This window comes from Paenibacillus sp. HWE-109, from assembly GCF_022163125.1.
Classification (GTDB): Bacteria; Bacillota; Bacilli; order Paenibacillales; family NBRC-103111; genus Paenibacillus_E.
This window is the reverse complement of the sequence record NZ_CP091881.1, coordinates 6,338,443-6,355,067: the sequence shown is the minus strand read 5'-3', so window position 1 is coordinate 6,355,067 and position 16,625 is coordinate 6,338,443. Positions and strand designations below refer to the sequence as shown.

12 protein-coding genes are annotated in these 16,625 nt (G+C 51.4%); 10 read left to right on the top strand and 2 right to left on the bottom strand.

The genetic code is table 11. From position 1 onward, the window contains the following. Positions 1-6 precede the first annotated feature (6 nt). From LOZ80_RS27145 to LOZ80_RS27115, 7 genes are all read left to right on the top strand, one after another. A complete protein-coding gene (locus LOZ80_RS27145) occupies positions 7-867 on the top strand; it encodes a carbohydrate ABC transporter permease (protein ID WP_238167588.1) in 861 nt (286 codons plus the stop codon). Positions 868-897: 30 nt separating this feature from the next. Beyond that, positions 898-1,869, top strand: a complete 972-nt coding sequence (locus LOZ80_RS27140) for a GNAT family N-acetyltransferase (RefSeq protein WP_238167587.1) — start codon at positions 898-900, stop codon at positions 1,867-1,869. After that, positions 1,866-2,573, top strand: coding sequence for a PIG-L deacetylase family protein (locus tag LOZ80_RS27135; RefSeq protein ID WP_238167586.1), 708 nt, complete (start codon positions 1,866-1,868; stop codon positions 2,571-2,573). The genes LOZ80_RS27140 and LOZ80_RS27135 overlap by 4 nt, the downstream gene beginning before the upstream one ends. 89 nt (positions 2,574-2,662) lie before the next feature. Beyond that, entirely contained in the window at positions 2,663-3,805 is a 1,143-nt protein-coding gene (locus tag LOZ80_RS27130; RefSeq protein ID WP_238173132.1) for an exo-beta-N-acetylmuramidase NamZ family protein, read from the top strand. Positions 3,806-3,834: 29 nt separating this feature from the next. Further along, the gene (locus LOZ80_RS27125) at positions 3,835-4,752 is read left to right on the top strand and encodes an N-acetylglucosamine kinase (protein ID WP_238167585.1); all 918 of its coding nucleotides are present in this window, start codon (positions 3,835-3,837) and stop codon (positions 4,750-4,752) included. A 37-nt stretch (positions 4,753-4,789) separates the two neighbouring features. Next, positions 4,790-6,445: a beta-N-acetylhexosaminidase gene (nagZ, locus tag LOZ80_RS27120; RefSeq protein ID WP_238167584.1), complete on the top strand. Its 1,656-nt coding sequence runs from the start codon at positions 4,790-4,792 to the stop codon at positions 6,443-6,445. Beyond that, positions 6,427-7,644: an anhydro-N-acetylmuramic acid kinase gene (locus LOZ80_RS27115; protein ID WP_443146980.1), complete on the top strand. Its 1,218-nt coding sequence runs from the start codon at positions 6,427-6,429 to the stop codon at positions 7,642-7,644. Before nagZ ends, LOZ80_RS27115 begins: the two co-directional genes overlap by 19 nt. 186 nt (positions 7,645-7,830) lie before the next feature. Here the strand turns inward: LOZ80_RS27115 and LOZ80_RS27110 are convergent, their stop codons facing one another. Then, a complete protein-coding gene (locus tag LOZ80_RS27110) occupies positions 7,831-9,507 on the bottom strand; it encodes an MORN repeat-containing protein (protein WP_238167583.1) in 1,677 nt (558 codons plus the stop codon). A 48-nt stretch (positions 9,508-9,555) separates the two neighbouring features. Then, entirely contained in the window at positions 9,556-9,876 is a 321-nt protein-coding gene (locus tag LOZ80_RS27105) for a DUF4280 domain-containing protein (RefSeq protein WP_238173130.1), read from the bottom strand. A gap of 241 nt (positions 9,877-10,117) precedes the next feature. On the opposite strand from LOZ80_RS27105, the gene LOZ80_RS27100 reads away from it, so the two are divergent. From LOZ80_RS27100 to LOZ80_RS27090, 3 genes are read left to right on the top strand one after another with little or no spacing between them, the layout of a single operon-like run. Next, positions 10,118-13,300 (top strand): stalk domain-containing protein, encoded by a 3,183-nt coding sequence (locus LOZ80_RS27100; RefSeq protein ID WP_238167582.1) that lies wholly within the window; start codon positions 10,118-10,120, stop codon positions 13,298-13,300. A 17-nt stretch (positions 13,301-13,317) separates the two neighbouring features. Then, positions 13,318-16,086 carry an adenylate/guanylate cyclase domain-containing protein gene (locus LOZ80_RS27095; protein ID WP_238167581.1) on the top strand — a complete coding sequence of 923 codons (2,769 nt, stop codon included), beginning with the start codon at positions 13,318-13,320 and terminating at the stop codon, positions 16,084-16,086. 21 nt (positions 16,087-16,107) lie between these two features. Continuing rightward, on the top strand, positions 16,108-16,596 hold the full coding sequence (locus tag LOZ80_RS27090) for a GNAT family N-acetyltransferase (RefSeq protein WP_238167580.1): 489 nt from the start codon (positions 16,108-16,110) through the stop codon (positions 16,594-16,596). The last annotated feature ends 29 nt before the right edge of the window (positions 16,597-16,625 follow it).

Below are 16,625 nucleotides of genomic sequence, written 5' to 3'. Positions count from 1 at the left end.
ACAAAAATGGCATTGTACAGCAATCATGCAGGAAATCCGAAAGTCAAGACTACGCGAAATACAATCATTTTTATCGCCCTTCTTCTTTTCGCTTTGGCGACCATATTTCCAATTTATTTCATGGTGATCTCTTCCTTTGCGGATCCGGTCGAGGCCGGGGCGGTCAGTTATTCTATTTTGCCAAGTAAATTTACATTCGCTTCTTTCAAATTCTTCTTTGATTACAGTGAATATTCGTATCGCTGGATCTTGAACTCGCTAATCGTTGCCACAACGGTGATGATTTCGAACGTGATTTTTGCCAGTATGGCCGGGTATGCCTTCTCCAAGCTTCGTTTCAAAGGAAGAGGTCCCTTGTTCGCTGTGCTGCTTGTTTCGATGATGATTCCTTATCAGGTGACACAAGTTCCCTTGTACATCTTGGTTGTTAACGTGTTTGAACTGCAAAATACGTACAGCGCATTAATTATGCCGAGTATTGTCACGGTTTATAATATTTTCTTAGCCAAACAGTTTATGAGCAGCATCCCGAATGAAATTATGGAATCTGCCAAAATTGAAGGCTGCAGCCAGTTCGAGATCTACTGGAGAATTATCCTGCCACTGTCGAAAACGGTTCTCGCCGTTATGGCGATTCTGACTTTCATGGACAGCTGGAACACGTTCTTCTGGCCGCTTCTCGTCACGAATACGATGGATATGCAAACGATTCAGGTGGGTTTGAAAAACTTCCGTTTCGCCAATACGACGTTCATCGCGCCTATGATGGCTGGTGCAACGATCTCAGCATTGCCGATGTTTATCCTGTTCTTCAGCTTGCAAAGATACTTCTTAGAAGGTGTAACAGTTGGAGCGGTGAAAGGTTAATCAAGGCTTCGGGGGAGGCAGCATATCATCATGATTGTGTCCTGGGATGATTCATACACACAAGATGTTATTGATCTATGGAATGAGGAAGCTGTCCGTGATGGCTACAAAGAGCTGACGCGGCAGAGCTTCGATGAGATTTTCTTATCCAACCCTTATTTCGATAAGAAGAATACGTTTGTTCGATTGGTGTCAGATCAAGTCCAAGGATTTGCTTGCGGATGCACGGGCGATGATTTGCCGCTTGGCGATGTGGCAGGCTATATCACCTGTATCGTGTTGGCGCAACCGCACCAAAACGATGGAAATTACGGGGAGTTGTTAGCTGCTTTGGAGCAGCGCTTCATTCACTTGGGCAAAAAACAGGCAGACATCCTATTCTTTAACCCAATGCTGCTTCCATGGTATATACCGGATACACCTAATCATGAACACAACAATGCGCCTGGCGTGCCGGTAGATAGCAGGTTGTATGCGTACCTGCTTGCGCATGGCTATCAGGAACGGGCCAAACAGTGTGCGATGTACTTGAACCTAGCAGGGTTCACCCTTCCGCAAGAGATTAAAGCCAAGGAAGACAAAGCTGGTGCCCAGGGTTATCAGGTGGCCTTATTTGACCCCATGAAACATGCGGGCGTTGATCATATGCTTAATGGCTTTAATAATGTACTATGGCAAAAGCAAATCGGGCAATGCGTGGCAGACGGTGTGCCTGTGGTCATTGCTGCATATAAAGGCGAACCCGTCGGATTCGCTGGGCCGGTCATTCGGCAAGCGAACGGCCGTGGATATTTCGCCGGCATCGGTGTTCTTCCTGATCACGAAGGACACGGGTTAGGGAGCATCCTTTTCTTCAAGCTTTGTGAAGCTTTTCATGCGATTCAAACCGATTATATGTCTTTGTATACCGGCAGTACGAATCCGGCAATCCGCATTTATGAAAAAGCTGGTTTTACAACCGTCAAACAATTTTCTGTTATGAGAAGGGAGTTTGTATCATGAGCGAAGAAAAGTTAACGATTCTGGCCATTGGGGGCCACGTGGGCGATGCCGAATTAACGGCAGGGGGCGTATTGGCAAGCCACTTTTTGAAGGGGGATCGCATTGCGACCCTGGCACTGACGGCAGGCGAACGCGGTGTTCCGGCAGGACAAGATATGGCTGAATACCGCGTGCAGAAAGTGAAAGAGGCCAAGACGTTTGCCGAGATGCTGGGCGGGGAAGCGTTCGTATTCGACGATATTCCGGACGGCGAACTGCCGGATACCCAAGAGATGCGTTTCCGTGTATGCGATGTCATTCGTCAGGTTCGACCTAACGTAATTATTACCCATTGGAAGAACAGCATGCACAAGGATCATATGACAACGCACCGTATCGTGAACGATGCCCGCTTTTTTGCCGCCTTGCCGACGTTCGAGCGGGAGCTTCCGGCACATTTTGCCCAGAGATTGTATTATGCCGAGAACTGGGAGGATGCGGTCGACTATCGTCCGTATGTGTATGTCGACTTCGACGTAGAAGCTTATGATCTATGGGTGAAGGCGGTATCTACGCATTGGTTCGTAACAGGCAGCAAATCATTCCAGTATTTGGAGTATTACAAACATTTGATGAGAGTCCGCGGCCTGGAAGCCAGAAAGCAATATGCACAAACGTTCATGATCCCGGAAGAAAATATGCGTGTGCTCAAAACTGAATTATAGACAGTATCCGACCTCTGCACGCAGCCGCTTATCCAACATAAGGCTCGGGCAGAGGTTTTTTTCAATCAAACAGGAGTGAGGAAATGGCAATGATCCTTAACGGTATCGATGGTATCAGGCAGTATGCACATCTCTTCAAAGGGAAACGTTTGGGTCTCATCACCGCGCCAACCGGATTAAACAGTGGCTTTGTATCCACGATTCAAATTTTACATGAACAATTCCAGCTAACCGCTTTATTTTCCCCTGAACATGGGGTGCGTGGAGATCAAGCTGCTGGCGCTCAGGTAGAAACGTATCTGGATCCGATAACCAAAGTGCCGGTCTATAGTTTATATCGCAAAGATTCCAAACGGTTAACGCAAGCCATGCTGGATGAAGTCGACATGGTGGTCTATGATATCCAGGATGTAGGTGTTCGCTATTATACGTTTATTTATACGATGCTGTATGCTTTGGAAGACTGTGCGAGGGCAGGCAAGCCTTTTGTCATTTTGGACCGGATTAACCCCTTAGATGGTGTGACCATAGAAGGGAATCAGTTAAAACTGGGTTACCAATCCTTTGTAGGCAACTATCCGCTCTGTGTCAGATATGGCCTGACGGTTGGTGAGTTAGCCACAATGGTGAATGATCAAATGAACTGGCAATGCGAGCTGCATGTGGTACGCTGTCAAGGCTGGGAGAGGCAGATGCTGTTTCCTGAAACAGGCCGCCAGTGGGTGATGCCGTCCATGGGGATTCCGCGGTTTGAGACCGCCTTGCTCTACCCTGGCACCTGTTTGTTCGAAGGGACGAATCTATCTGAGGGCAGAGGGACAACGGTCCCTTTCGAAATCGTTGGAGCGCCATTCATCGATGCCCAGAAGCTGGCGGATGATATGAACGCGAAGAAGCTGCCGGGGGTTCTGTTCCGTCCGGTTTATTTCAAACCGACATTCTCCAAGTTTCAAGGAGAGCCCTGCAGTGGCGTACAGCTGCATGTGCTCGATGCACGGACGATACGGCCATTAGAGACCGGTGTTGCTTTACTGTTTGCGATCAAAAACAACTATGAACAATTCGCTTTTCTGCCACCGGTGAAAGAGGGATCGCGGCCTTTTATTGATTTATTGGGCGGTGATAAGGCATACCGGGAAGACAGCGTGGATGTTCCGGCGCTGCTGGAGCAATTTCGTGAGGAAAGCCAACGCTTTGGACAAATCAAAGAGCGATATCATTTATATCCATAAGCGCACCCAAGAACAAAGGACGTGTTCAGATGAAGAGATATGTCGCAGGACTTGATGGCGGCGGCACCAAAACCGCCGTAAATGTGGCAGATGAGACCGGCAAGTTGGTACACGCCTTCACATCCGGTGCTATTAACTATAACGGACAAGACGAGCTTAGTATTCGCCAAAGTTTGCAAGAGATCTTCGAAACGATTGCTGCTGTTTGCGAGGGACTTGATGCGTGCGCGCAAATTGTTATTGGAGCAGCAGGAGTCAGTAATCCTTCGGTTATCGCCCGGCTGGAGGCGAATGTTCGAGCCTGTGGTTATCAGGGAGAGCTGCTTATAACAGGGGATCAGGAAACGGCGCTATGCGGCGCTCATGAAAGTGAGTTCGGGATTATCCTTATTGCAGGTACCGGGTCGATTTGTTATGGCAGAAATGAAGCGGGCTTCACTCACCGCAGCGGCGGTTATGGCTACCTGATTGACGATGAGGGCAGCGGCTACAGCATCGGGCGCGATTTGCTCGCCGCATTGGTCCGTTCGCAGGATGGCCGCTTGCCAGAAACCGTTATAACGGGCATGGTGTATGAACAGCTTCACCTTTCGTCTGTCCAGCAGATTATTGGGTTTGTGTACGACAAACAGACGAACAAGAAAGATATTGCGGCCCTTGCTCCTATACTGTCGGCAGCTTGTGAGCTTGGCGATAAAGCAGCTCTAGGCATTGCTGCTAAAAGCGCACAGGCTTTATGTGAAATCGCCGTTCCTGTCGTTGAGAAGCTGTCTCTGCAAAGGGGATCTCTCGCCATGGCGGGGAGTGTTCTGATGAAAAACACCTATGTGCAGAGCTTGTTCGCTGCGCAGCTGAAGGAGATTTATCCACAGTTAACGTGTATAACAGCTAAAAACGATGCAGCTAACGGTGCGGTATGGATGGCCTTAAACCGTCTGGGAAGATAGCTGACAAGAGTGTTCGGATAAGGGAGAGAGATAGCGGATGAAACAGGTTCATACGATGACTTTGCGAGAGAAAATAGGACAGATGCTGCTATGCGGGTTTCAAGGCACAGCCGCAACGGAAGAACTGGAGACGCTCATAACAGAGCACCGTATTGGCGGTGTTATTTATTTTGCGCGTAATGTGGAAAATACCGGGCAGGTTGCTGGCTTATCGAACCGTTTACAGCAAATTGCTGAACATGCAGACACCGTGCCGTTGTGGATTTCGATCGATCAAGAGGGCGGGATGGTAGCCCGGATTACGGAAGGTGTCGCTTTGATGCCAGGGCAAATGGCCTTGGCCGCAGGTGTTTTGGGGAGTGCGGAAGCAGGAGCAAGGAATGAGGCAGCTCCCGTTAATCACGCTGCTTATGAATCGGCCTTCGTGTCGGGGACTGAGCTGAGAACACTGGGCATCAATCTCAATTTCGCACCAGTGCTGGATATTAATAATAATCCGGACAACCCGGTTATAGGGGTGCGTTCCTTTGGGGAGTCCAGTCAGCTAGTGGCTGAATTCGGTCAACAGGCGATTGCTGGCTATCAAGATGCGAATGTTGTCGCGACGGCTAAACATTTTCCAGGACATGGGGATACGAGCGTGGATTCCCATTTGGACTTGCCGACCATTACGCATGACCAAGAACGGATTCGCGCAGTGGAGTTAGTTCCTTTTGTAAAAGCCATTGAAAATGGCGTTGATGCGATCATGTCATCGCACATTTATTTCCCGGCGTTGGAGTCGCAAAAGCTGCCAGTGACTTTATCCAAATCGGTGTTAACCGATTTGCTGCGTGAAGAACTGGGCTACGAAGGCGTTGTGATGACAGACTGCATGGAAATGCACGCCATCTCGGAGCATTATGGCACGGTTGAAGCCAGCGTCATGGCGGTCGAGGCTGGCGCTGATCTGATTCTGATCAGCCATAGACGAGACCTCCAGATCTCTGCCATTGCCGCGATCGAGCAGGCTGTGAGCGAGGGGCGAATAACGGAAGCGCAGATTGACGCTTCCGTCAGCAGACTGCTCGCGCTCAAGGAGCGGCGAGGCGTAGTTGGGCCGCAGCTCGGCGCAGCAGCAGATGTGGGGACCGCCGCGCACTGCGCGGTCGCACAGCGCTTGAGCGAGGCGAGCATCACGCTCGTCAAGGATGAGCACCAGCTGCTGCCACTGCGGCGCGCAAGAACGCTCGCCGTCACCGTGGCAGCAGCCGTTTCGTCGGGCGTCGACGAAGCCTACGCGGGGCCTGCGAGCTTGGGAGCTGCGCTGGCTGAGCACGGCCTTGACGTGCTCGATCGCGTGCTGCCGCTGCAAGACGTCAGCGAGCTCCACGCATCAGTACTCGCCGACGCGCAGCATGTAGAGCAGATCGTTGTCGGCACGTACAACGCGAGATTCCACCCCGCACAGGTTGAACTCGTGCGCGCTCTGCAAGAGCTCGGCAAGCCGCTGATCGTCGTCGCGCTGCGCGTGCCTTACGACCTGCTTGAGCTGCCGGATATTTCTACCTTCATCGCCGCGTACGAAAGCCGTCCATTGGCGCTGCAAAGCATAGCAAGATGCTTGTTGGGTGAGTTGATCCCGCAAGGGCGCCTGCCGATCACGCTCGGCGCGGATTATCCCGCAGGCTGGAGATGGGGGGACGAACTGTGAACCTTCCATCCCTTTTGAAACAAACGTCGCTGACGGTTGCAGGCCTCATGTCGGGTACTTCCCTTGATGGCATCGATGTGGCCATCGTTCGCATCGATGGCTGCGGCGTCGATGCCAAAGTTCGGCTGCTCCATTTCGAAAGCTTCCCGTATGATGACGAATTGCGCGAAAAGCTCAAACAGATGTGCTCAATTGAGCATTCGGATGTAGCTCTTCTATGCGGCATGAACTTTGCCATCGCGGAGAAATTTGCTGATGCGGTTGTGCAAACTGCCGCAGCGGCCAACATGCGGGTGGATGAGATCGATCTCATCAGCTCGCATGGTCAAACGGTTTGGCACATCCCTGTAGCAGATGAAACCAATCCGTTTCTACCGAAATCGACGCTGCAAATCGGCGATCTATCCGTCATCGCCAAGCGGACGGGCGTGACCGTCGTAGGCGACTTCCGCACCGCCGATATGGCGGCTGGCGGTCAAGGCGCTCCGCTTGCGCCTTATGGTGATTTTATTATGTTCAGAGACGCTGCCAAAGGGCGCATCCTGCAGAATATCGGCGGGATTGGCAATTGCACGGCGATCCCGGCTCAAGGGACGGGAACTGCAACGGATGCTGGCAACCTCATCGCTTTCGATACGGGTCCGGGCAATATGATTATGGACCAAGTGGTTTACGAGCTGTCCGAGGGCAAGCTGTCTTATGATGCAGATGGCGCATGGGCAGCTCGCGGGCAAGTGAACACAGAGATGCTCGAGGAGATGCTGGCTCATCCTTATTTCACGCAGCTTCCACCCAAGACAACGGGACGCGAACTGTTCGGCAAAGCGTATACCGCGGCATGGCTCAAAGCTGCCTTGGAGCGCGGGCTTGCTCATGAAGATATCGTCGCTACAGCGACGGCGTTCACAGCGCATTCCATCGCACGGTCATACCAAGATTTCATCTTCCCGCAATATGATATGGCGGAAGTCATCGTGAGCGGCGGCGGTGCGCGCAATCGTACACTGCTATGCATGCTGCAGGAGTTGCTCCCTGAGCAAGCGATTCTTACCTCTGATGAACTCGGTATTTCCAGCGATGCCAAGGAAGCGATTCTGTTCGCTCTGCTCGGCAACGATTTCATTCACGGCGTGCCGAACAACTTGCCTTCGGCGACTGGGGCCGATTGCCCGACGATTATGGGCAAGCTGGCATTGTAGAGCGGCTGCAAGGGAGAGTAGCTAGATTGTTGACGATGCGAAGCGCGTCTAATAGGCTCGTTTTGCTTCATTAGCGGATTGTATTGGATTTACTCCAATGCAATTCGGCTTATGTGCGTAGAGATTCCAACCATTCGCACAAAGAAGGCTGCCATCCGAGAGCAATATTCGGAGGCAGCCTTTGCTTTATTTGGTGGAGCTCACCTGCAGCAGGTGGGCTTCTTTGGTTTTGTTGAAGTACGTGAAGGTGAAGAGATAATCACCTTTGTAGTAGGTGTTCGCGTAGGCGCCAGTTCCGGCGCCTACGGCTGTTTCCATCACGCTGTAGCCGGCATCGTTAGGTTCTCCGCGCTTTTTGACGGTCTCGATGACTGGCTGCAGCAGCGCCAATGGCTTCGAGCCCCAAATGCTGAGGGAGGTCACGACGGCCTCTTTGGGATTGGCCTTGGACGGCTCGACCAGCAGCGACAGCTGGTAGGCCGGATAGCTCAGCAGCAGCTTAACGCTTGCTGCTGATACTCCGGCGTCGCCCGTGCCAGCACCCGCGACGCCACCCGTGCCACCCGCTGGATCAGCGGCCGCCGACTCCGCAGCAGCGGAGTCGCTCGTCGCCGGCGGCTCCTGCCCTGCAAGCAGGACGCTCGCATCCTGCAGCGTCACTTCGCCAGGTTTGCCCAGCAAGTCTTCGACTTTCTTGCTGGACAAACCGAGGAAGCTCTGCAGGCTGGCCTGGCCGCCTGCAAAAAAGCTCCGCAGCAGCGGCGCGCCGTCTGCATCGAACAACGTGCCAATGCCGTCATAGACGCCGGCTTTGAAATCGCCCTTGTAGACGAGTTTGCCCAACTCGTTATACGCCTCTCCGGCGCCATTCAGCGCGCCGCTTTGGAACGTGCCTTTGGTACGCGGCACGCCTTTGTCATCGTATGCGGTGCCTTCCCCGCCATACGTGCCTGCAAGGAATTGGCCTTTGTATTTGATCAGGCCATTCGTATAGAACTCCGTGCCGTCTCCGGAATAGCTGCCGTTCTTAAAGCCGCCTTCATAGATGAGAAGGCCCTTCGGATCAAACAGCTTCCCGGCGCCGCTGTACTGACCGGCCGCAAATTCGCCCTCGTAGAGGGCGATGCCGCCAGAGGTGAACAGCTTGCCAGCTCCGTTGTAGAGTCCTCCGTTAAACGCGCCTTCATATTTAAGATCGCCGCTGGGCGCAAATAATTTCCCGGCGCCGCCGTATTTGCCATTTTGAAACTCACCGATGTACAGCACTTTCTGGTTCTGATCATACTGCGTGCCAGCTCCATTATAGGCATCGCCGGCGAAAGCGCCTTTGTACTGCAAGGTGCCATGCTCGTCGTAGACGGAGCCGCTGCCTGATTTCTGCCCTTTTTCAAAATCGCCTTCATAAGCAATTTGGCCGTTTTTGTGGAACAGCTTGCCTTTCCCGGCGTACAGGCCGTCGACCAAATCGCCTTCATAGCGGGCATCTTTTTCCGTGCCAACCACTTTGCCGCTGCCCGAGAAGCTGGTCAATTTGGTTGAGTTCTCTTGGAGAATTGGCACGCGATGAAGCCATTTGTTCACGATCGCCGGCGGGCGGATAAAGATAAAAAAGATCAATACGAGAATCAGCAGGGTGACGAATAGCAGCAGGCGTTTGGAAATATAGTAGGAGCCGATCAGCACATAGTTTTTGAGTGAAGTTTCACGTGTTTGCAGCATGACTCTCAGGATCTGCTGGAACTTGATAATCGCTAATTTAGGGAGTCTTCCAATAGTTGCGATGGCTTTCATGACATGACCGATGAACGGTGCTACGACGGGCCTTAGCACTTTTTCAATCGTTTTGACCGGCTGGATCTCCAAATGTGTTCACTCCTAGTGGGGATGATTAATGGGGTGATGGCGATAAAGTTATGGGACTTGGATGGTCATTTGACCAGGATGTTGGATTTGAATGACGCCGCCCCAGTTGCACATGCACTTGGAGGAATTGTTCAGAGCGGGCATGTTGGCGACGAGCACGGTTGGTGAGCCGGGAACCCAGGGAGCAGCGGTCACAGGTAGGCAGGGCATGGGGGTCAGCACGCCAAACGCAGCGGCAGTAGCGGCAGCCACAGTCGGATTAGCCAGGGAGTTGCACATGCCAAACGGTAAAATGTTCACCAGAGGCTTATTATCCATAATATTGGCTATTGGCATCGCGGTCATGACCATATTGGCTGGCAGCACCATCAGGGTGCCGGGCGCAGCGCCGAACGAGCATTGCAGCATCGCTCCGCCACAGACGAGGTTTCCCATTCGGATCTCTCCTATTCGTTGCAATTCTATTACTTTCATACTACTAGAAAAGCGGTTCAGCAGCAATCTATTACTATATTCGATGGGTTTCGCTAATTTTCTCCAAAAGTGAGTGCGAGAGTGAAGGAGATATTGTACTATAAAAGGAGAGAAATGCGGAGCGGAGGGAATCAGTGTGTTCGAGGTCAAATGGGTAAAATGGGGTCTTATTCTACTGCTCGGAGCATCATCATTATTGACAAATGGTCCCCGCGTGGAAGCGTTGACGGTAAAAACCTTAACGATGCAGGAAGCGATGGCTCAGGGGGTCAAAATCAGCGCGGTGTTGCGGGATGCACGGACAGATATTTTGCAGAAAAAAATAGAGCTGGAACAAGCCCGGCATGCGGTGAAAAGCGAGGAGGCCAAAGCTTCCGGTCTTTTTGCCAAGCCACGCAATTTAAGTCAGGATCTGCTGACGCGTTTGAAGGTGCCGGAGGCGGCCAAAGGGTTGTATCTTGCCGAGGAAACACTGCGGCAGTCGATGAACTCCGTTCAGATCGATGTTCAGAAAGCATATTTAACAACTTATCAGGATGCGGCGGCGGAAGAGCAAGCGCGCAAGCGGTGGGAAGAAGCCAAGACGGTTGTGGACACAGTGAAAAAGAAGCGCAAGTTTGGACTTGCAGATGCAGCCGAACAGGAGAAAGCGGACACGGCGCTGGAGAAGGCATCTTCCGCTTACAAACAAGCACAACTGTCGGCCAAATCGAGTCGGTTAGCGCTCGGCAAGCTGCTGAATATCGAGATGGAAAATAAGGTCGAGCTTTCTTTTGAACCCGATTATGCAGATTTGAAGCAAGACAAACTGCCCGCTTACATAGCAAGCGCGCTGAAATCAACAGTCAATTTGCTCAAAGATTCGGAGGCTCGCCGTTTGGCTGACAACAAGCTGAATACGACCCGTAATTTATACAGTTCGAAATTTGGTCCCGCACGAATGAAGGTCATGGACGGCATGTATAAGTCGCAGGATGTGGACATGGAATTGTTTATGGCCAGCTATGAAACGACGCTAGCGCAGGTGAAGAAAGATTGGGAAGGTTTTTTCCTGCTGCTTGGTGTCATACCGATTCCCAAATCTCTGCTCCAAGGAGAGTTTGACGGACTTCGCTATTTGGACGATCTGCGGGATGCGCTGCCGATTGCGACGATGGAGCAGAACAAAGCGGTGCTGCAGGAAAAAGAAAGTCGAACAGCGGTGATCGCTGCCGTGAGGCAATCTTTTCTTGAAGCCAAAGGAGCCGAAGAGGGCTATGCCCAAGCTCTGCGCGATCGCGACAATGCCAAAACCAATTTAGATAAGGCTGCACAAAAGGTCAAGTTAAGTCTGATGAAAACAGATGAGCTTCCAGCGTTCCAAGAAGCCGTGGTTACGGCGGATAGACAGATACTTGCTGCGCAGGTTAGTTATAAAACGGCTTTAGGCAAGCTGGATTTGGATACGGGCGGGGCTGTTAGTCAAACGCTGACAAAGGGCATCCTGCCGTATCGCAATCTGGATGATGGGCTCGCAGCGGTTAAATCGCAAAAACCCCAAGCACCTGTGGGCACGTGGAAGTTGAAGCCAGCGGTCGGCCCGCTGCTTAGTGATTTTAGCCTAAATGTGAATAAAAAGCTGGGGGCAACCGAGTACGCTGTGTTTACCAAAGACGGTCATGCGATTGGCAAGCGTACGAAATTGACGAAATCAGTGCGGAATCTGACACTGAGATTTAGTCAAATAGATAATCTCAAGGTCAATCTGTATCAAAAAGGGAAAAAGATTGCTGAGTTTCCCCTTGAAGGCAAAGGGAACTCGGGTCAGCTCGCAGCCGCCATCAATAATGAGGCGGGCGCAGGTAGCGGGGAGTCTGCCGCAGAGGACGCAGGACTTGGCACGGTTATCATAGGTTCCTACAAAGTTCAGCTTGAAGCACTTACACCTGCGGCTTACAATGCCGCTGCGGCGACGATGGCCAAGTCGGGGCAAGGGGTTTTTTATCAACCTTCGGAGCCGGGGGCAGGTTGGTTCGGTCTCGATAATGCTGTAGATCCAAGCGTTCTGACGGATTCAGGCAGTTCGGCCGCACTCTCGAAGGAAGAATCGGCCGCATTAAAGGTGACGGTAGAAATAACGAAGCCTGGCGCGATTGCCGCCGCAGAAACGCCTGCACAATTGCAGCAGCAGATTGATGCCTTGAAGAAGGACATCGTGAAGCTGGAAGCTGCCAAAGCCGCTGCGGTCACAGATATGAAGCTGACCGAGATCGCGGATTTGGCGGTGCAGCTGAAGGATGCACAGGCCCGGCTCGGCATGGCGGAAGCGCTGCTTGCCGGCGACGCCGGAGCAGCGCTCAAGCAGATGGAGCTGGTGAACAACCCGGACGCGCTGATCGCAGCGCTGGCTGAGGAAGGGGCGCAGCCGCCTGCGGAACCGGGTGGTGGGGCCGAGGCTGAGGCCAGCGAAGATCAGCTGGCCGAGCAGGCTGAGCTCCAGCAGGTGAAGCTGGAGCAAGCCATCGCCGCCGGCGATGCCAGTGCGGCAGCAGCTGCGCTGTTGCCGCTGCTGGCGACGCAGGCGCAGCTCGCGGATGCGCAGGCTGGCGCATCCGAAGGCGTGGCTTCGCTCGCCGCAGCGAAGCAGAAGCTGCAAGCTGCGCTGCGCGATGCGCAGGCGCAGCAGGACGCAGAGCGGGTCGCGACGCTGACCCGCTCGCTGGCCGCCGTCGACGAGGCTGCGCAGTCGATGCAGAAGGATGCGCTGTTCGCGCAGCTCGATGCCGTGCAGGAATTGGCGGCCAGCATGCCGCTGGATTCCTCGGTGCAGCCGCTGCTTGAGCAGCAGGTCAGCAAGCTGCTGGGCCAGCTGCAGCAGCAGGAGAAGGCCAAATACAGCGCCGAGGAACTGCAGAAACTCGCGGATCTTTCAGCCGCTCTTGCCCAGACGACAGCGATCCCCGAGGATCTTGATGTCAGCATTCGACCGATCCCGGCAGAAAATGTTCTTTCACCTAATATTTTCATCAAATTCGACGCTCCGCCTGTTATAATAAATGGGCAGGCCTATTTACCTATACGATCTGTATCCGAATCATTCGGAGCGGCCGTGGATTGGGAGCAAGAGAGCATGACTGTTACGGTCAGCTCGGATTATGCGGCCATTACTTGTCAGATCAACAATGCTACGGCTTACATAGATGGAGAACCTTACCAAATCGAGGCGCCTGCCTTGCTTCTGGAAGGAAAGACCTATGTGCCTTTAAGATTCATTTCTGAATCTTTGGGCCTACAGGTGGAATGGAACGCCCCTACGCAAATTATTCAGATTGCCAATTAAGAGGAGATTACAGAGCGATGAAGAAATCGATTGCGGCATTGCTGCTCGTCCTGCTGCTTCTGGGCGCTGCAGGAAGCTACCTGAGTATGCACAGGGATAGCTTTACCCTATGGCCTTTTAACAAAAGCATGCCTTTTGACGGTTTATCGAAGGCGATCTCTGACCATCAAGACAATTTATTCGTCATCGATAATGCCAAGAAAACCATTCATAAGCTTAATGCCAAGGGTGTCCTGCAATTCTCCATCACCAGTGACACGGGGAAGAACGGTGAAGTCTACCGGTTTAATGATATGGCTGTTGACGATCAAGGCTATTTATATACGATTCGTACGCTATTGGACCCTTATGGCATAGCTGTGAAATCCGAGCAGATCGTGCGTTACACACCGGAAGGTCAGTTCGATCGCAGCTTGTTTACGCAAGAATATACGGATTCACAAGCCCGTAGATATCGTCTGGGTTCCTTGCGCAACGTGCAGATTCGCCAAGGTATGGTTTACTTTTTCAATGATGAGACCGACAAGCTCACCTTATACAGGGAGCCTGTGGGAGAAACGGCTTCCTCGACACCTCAAATTGCTTACTCCGTTAAGCTTCCAACGAATAAATACATATCCGAAGCCGATGGCTTTAAGCCCGGTGAAATTTATTACTCAACACGCAGCGGCGAGATTTATCGCGCCTTCGAAGATGGGCGCTCAGAGCTTGTGTATCCGGTACCGGGCCTCGATCGCACCAGACGCAATTTTCCCGAAAGCATGCATCTAGACAATCATGGGCGGCTCATTTTTATTGATTTTAACAGTAAGACCATCTCCAGGCTCGATCCCAAACAACCCTATGTAATTGAGGAATTGGTCAACGAGGATAAGGCCAAAGCGAGCGGAGTTGAGCTTGCTTTCGACGCCACCTCCAGCAGTATTGCTGATGATGACAGTCTGATTATCGTGGAATCGGCGCAAATCAATCGTCGTCTGCCGGACGGCACACTTACGCCGTCGCTCGTTGAGGCTCAGTATAGCGATGCGGCGCGAACGAAGGTTATATTGCTGTGGTCTCTGGCGATTGTGGGAGTTATTTTGCTGCTCATTGCGATTAAAATTATTTTCTTCAATTTGCTGAATCGCAGATTGCCTCTGATGATGAAACAAATCTTCATTCTTGTGCCGGTCATTGCGGTATCTATGATTTTGCTGTCCACTGTGATCTACAACAGTTTTTCGAAGAAAATGGAAGAAGAAACCTTCAGCGAGCTTACTTTGCTGGCCAAAAACGGTCAAAACCTGATCGATGGCGATAAACTGGAGAGCCTCACGTCCCCGCTGGATTACAAAGGCGCGATCTATCAATCCTTCCGCAAAAAGATTCAATCTGTCTTCGAAAACAATGATCAAGACGACAACCAAGGCTTTTACAAAGCTGTTTATAAATACGAAAACGGCGTCATTTATCGCATATTGGAAGATGATGACGGGATGCACATGTTCAATCCGTTCCAACAAACGCCGGAGAATCAGCAAGTCGTATTGGAAGGGAAGCCGGCCAAAGGGCAGTGGCAGGATTTCTCAGGCGAGTGGCGTTACGCTATTGCTCCTATTTTCAATTCAGCCGGCCAAATTGTCGGAGTGTTCGAAACGAGCAAGAACCTGGACGGCATACTCAAGCATCGCCAAACGGTGCTGAATTCCATCATTCGCAATATTGCTTTGATCTCTGTCGGTCTGCTGCTGGTGCTTTTCCTTATGACGTATGTCCTGCTATCCTCGATTCGCAAGCTGCGCAACAGTGTGGGGGAGATCGCCAAGGGCAATTGGGATACAGTCGTTACCATTAACACGAGAGATGAAGTTTCGGATTTGGGCGATAGCGTCAATACGATGGCCGCGCGCATCCGGGATTATATCACGAAGGTGGAGAATTTCAGTCAAGCGTACTATCGATTCGTGCCGCAGCAGTTTCTGCATTTCCTGAATAAAGAAAGCATTCTGGATGTTGCGCTCGGTGATCAAGTCGAGAAGAATATGTCGATTCTAATTTTTAATATTCGCGGATTTTTCCATATTTCGAAGAGGCTTACGCCGGAAGAAAATTTCAATTTCGTCAACTCGTTTCTCAAACGGTTCGGTCCTTATGTTCGCAACCACCAAGGGCTTATGAATAAATATTTGGGCGCTGGTTTCATGGCGTTATTCCCAAATCAAGCTGATGAAGCACTGCTGGCTTGCATTGAAATGCGCAAAGAACTGGAAATCTACAATTCTCATCGTGCCAAAGTCGGCTACCAGCCTATTGATTTCGGCATTGGCCTGCACAAAGGGCCGCTTCGCCTCGGAATTATTGGGGAAGAACAGCGCTTGGAAGGCAACGTTATCTCGGATGGGGTCAATGTCGCTACGATGCTAGAGAAAATGACTGAGCCGTTAGGCGCTTCCATTCTGATTACCGATTACGTCATTCAATCTCTGGAAAAGCCGGCAGGATTCCAATATCGGAATCTGGGCTTGATACAGGTAGAAGGGGTCAAAGAACCGCTCCATCTGTTCGATGTCTATCAAGGGGATTTGGATACGATTCGTACCTTGAAAGATAAGACGAAAGTGCTGTTCGAGCAAGCGGTCACCTTCTATCAAGTGGGACGTTTCTATGACGCAAGAGAAGCTTTCCTGATGGTTATTAAGCAGAACCGTCAAGATAAAGCGGCACAGCTGTACTTCTATTTATGCGATGAATTTTTCCAACATGGTACAACAGCTGAGTGGAATGGTACCTTATCTGTTTCTTGATAACAAAGGAGCGAAACTGGCATGCACGTACGCGAATTAACGACGGAATCAGATGCGAGGCGGATCACGGATTTTTATCTCTCGCCGGTCTCTTTTGATGATCAAAGGCATACACCGGGAGAACTGGAACATTTCCGTCATGCTCCTCTGCTTAGCTTAACGCAGCGCAATCATCGGCATTGGTATATGGAGAATGAGGAAGGCGAGATTATCGCCGTAACCAGCTGCAAGGAGAATGAACATCAATCCGGAGGGTTCTTATGGGATTATTTGGCCGTCCATCGGGATTATCGGAGACATGGTTTTGCCAAAATTCTGTTTCAAGCACTTGAAACGTTTGCCCGTCAAGCAGAGGGACGATACATACTAACTTACACCTGTGACCTGCCTGAGTATCGGCCTATTCAAAAAATGTTTGCCTTAAATGGTTTCGAACTCATCGGCACCTATCCGAATTATTATTATGAAGGCGAAGCCAGATTAGCCTTCTACAAACCACTGTCCAAGTGACAGATGAACCAATAGATTGGACCTGATGA

Excerpts from the sequence above, each read along its gene's own strand:
- LOZ80_RS27145 (WP_238167588.1), top strand. The coding sequence starts at position 7 with ATGGCATTGTACAGCAATCATGCAGGAAATCCGAAAGTCAAGACTACG.
- LOZ80_RS27140 (WP_238167587.1), top strand. The coding sequence starts at position 898 with ATGATTGTGTCCTGGGATGATTCATACACACAAGATGTTATTGATCTA.
- LOZ80_RS27135 (WP_238167586.1), top strand. The coding sequence starts at position 1,866 with ATGAGCGAAGAAAAGTTAACGATTCTGGCCATTGGGGGCCACGTGGGC.
- LOZ80_RS27130 (WP_238173132.1), top strand. The coding sequence starts at position 2,663 with ATGATCCTTAACGGTATCGATGGTATCAGGCAGTATGCACATCTCTTC.
- LOZ80_RS27125 (WP_238167585.1), top strand. The coding sequence starts at position 3,835 with ATGAAGAGATATGTCGCAGGACTTGATGGCGGCGGCACCAAAACCGCC.
- nagZ (WP_238167584.1), top strand. The coding sequence starts at position 4,790 with ATGAAACAGGTTCATACGATGACTTTGCGAGAGAAAATAGGACAGATG.
- LOZ80_RS27115 (WP_443146980.1), top strand. The coding sequence starts at position 6,427 with ATGGGGGGACGAACTGTGAACCTTCCATCCCTTTTGAAACAAACGTCG.
- LOZ80_RS27105 (WP_238173130.1), bottom strand. The coding sequence starts at position 9,876 with ATGGTGCTGCCAGCCAATATGGTCATGACCGCGATGCCAATAGCCAAT.
- LOZ80_RS27095 (WP_238167581.1), top strand. The coding sequence starts at position 13,318 with ATGAAGAAATCGATTGCGGCATTGCTGCTCGTCCTGCTGCTTCTGGGC.
- LOZ80_RS27090 (WP_238167580.1), top strand. The coding sequence starts at position 16,108 with ATGCACGTACGCGAATTAACGACGGAATCAGATGCGAGGCGGATCACG.